This is a genomic window from Ideonella alba (genome assembly GCF_018069845.1).
GTDB classification, from domain to species: Bacteria; Pseudomonadota; Gammaproteobacteria; order Burkholderiales; family Burkholderiaceae_C; genus Ideonella; species Ideonella alba.
Map to the genome: position 1 here is coordinate 1 of NZ_JAGQDD010000043.1, position 2,148 is coordinate 2,148.

Annotated in this window: 1 protein-coding gene; it reads right to left on the reverse strand. The window is 58.4% G+C overall.

Annotated elements, in window-relative coordinates:
* Nucleotides 1-1,875: 1,875 nt before the first annotated feature.
* A partial coding sequence (locus KAK03_RS24645; RefSeq protein WP_210857334.1) for a hypothetical protein occupies nucleotides 1,876-2,148 on the reverse strand: 273 nt, incomplete at its 5' end.

Below are 2,148 nucleotides of genomic sequence, written 5' to 3' on the forward strand. Positions count from 1 at the left end.
CAGACGCCAACCATGATTGCTGCGCCCGCGAAGAAGTACCTCATGTGCTGGAATTTTCGTGGCGGCGCCGCGACCTTATGACTACGTGAGCTTCGAGTCGGGTGAATTGAGACGCGAGAGACATGCGGGTTGGTTGTGCGGCCTAACGTTGGAATTCAGGCGCGGCCGCAGGCCGTCGCTTGCAATGAGAAGTTAGGGCTCAGCATTCACCGACTCCTGGATCTTCTTGGCTTGCGGAAGGAACGCTTGTGCAAGTCGGCGTTCGCTGGGATCGTCCGCTTCACTGGCAATGCGTGAGAAACGCTCGATCGTTGCGAGTAAGGCCTGCTTTGACCTGCCTTGAAGTTCCTTTACTTCCGTCATTGACTTCACGGCGGCGAAGGTCCTGTGCGTAGCCTCGGCTCGAATGACCTCCGAGTACGCGTCCAGAACTCGTTGCGAGGCATCACGCTCGACCAAGGCTTGTCTAGCCGCAGGGACTTCTTGTCCGAAGCGGAGGTGAAACGAGTATCCAGTGGCAAACCCGACCGACGCCGAAACAGCGATGGCTAGGGTGACTGAAAGGGAAACGACTCTATTCATTGGAAGGCTGCCTCGCTGCGCCCTAACGTTCGAGCTGAGCCGCGCACGCTGGCATGGCGCTTGGCCCGCTGGACGGATGATGACCTAAGCCGGGAAGCGGGCCAAGTGCCATGCCGGTGGGCGTCGGTTCCAGCGAAGGGTTAGGCAGCTTGACGCTAGTAGAGCTTGACTTCAAGGACTGACTCTGAAATTCGGTGGGGGACATTGAGCCTATTGAGCTCTTGGGACAACCTCTGAATGTCCTGAACGAAGCTGTGGTGGCTGAAGTTGGCTTCTGTGATTACTTCGCGCGTGAAGTGGGAGGGAATGATGACGTGAGCAAGACTCTCGTAGGAAAAAGGCTGCCCCCATGTTCCTCCATCAGTTGTTCCCTTTGCACCTAACTCATCCGCTGACGGAAGTTCACCCGACCAGTAGTGAAGAGACTCGCTCAAGCTTGGAAAGGTTGTCCAGGCACACCAAGTCGATGCTGCTCGGGCGCCTGAGCTTGGGCCCCGCAGAACAAGAGCGCAGGCCCTAAAGAATGCTTGCCACTGCTCGTCGGACATGAAGCTGCCTAACGTTCGAGCTGACCGGCCTGCGGAGGCAAGCGCCGTAAGCATGGTACGAAATGATGCACTACGTGCCTCGTACCAGGCTTACGGTGCTTGCCGCAGCAGGTCCGGTTGAGCGAGGGGTTAGGCCGCACTTTCGCCTGCCGAATCTGCTTGGCGCCGCCTTACTCAACAGACACGCGTTGGACCTTGCCTCGCTCAACGAGCAGCATGGTCCCAAAGTTCAGTAAGAAAGGCGAGCACTTGCCATTCGCTGCCTCGCCTTGATCAGCAGCCTCTGTCGCAAGACACACGCCTTCGCACTGCACTGAGTCTGTGCAGAGTTTTCCCGCGTCCCCTGCCTTCAGGTCGCATACCTTTGGCTTGTCGGGCATGGGTAGGCCCAACGTTGTCCAGGCTCCGCCCTTTGCTTCGCACTCCGCCTGCGAAGTCGGGAGCACAGGGCTCATCTTGCTGCTCGACTGTGCTGCACTGCCGAACGCAGCAAAGGCAATCAGCACCGAGACTGCGAGACGGGTGTATCGACTTGGCATAGTGGTGCGGCCTAACGTTCGAGCTGAGCCGTGCACGCCGGCATGGCGCTTGGCCCGCTGGACGGATGATGGCTTAAGCCGGGAAGCGGGCCAAGTGCCATGACGGTGGGTGTCGGTTCCAGCGAGGGGTTAGGCTTCACTGCAGAGAGGAGTCGAGTACGAACCTTGGAAGGAAAGTCGTGAACATTGGGCTCATGGCTGGTCTTTTAGCTGCGGGCGGAGTAGATGGCGATCGCAATCACTGCGACAAGTGCGAGGACAGACAAAGCGTTCAACAGGGTGTTCTCAAAGAGTTCACCTTGCTTGTCTTCAAGCCAGCGCTCGACGAACGACAAGCCGCCAACAAAACCAATGGCTGCGCCTATGGCGAGAAACCAAAGGATGATTCCTGACAAGTCCCACGAATCAGGGTTGGCGAAGTGCCGCGGATCGCGCGTTAGCCAGGTGACGTACGCGGTAAGGCCGAGTAGGAGGCCGAC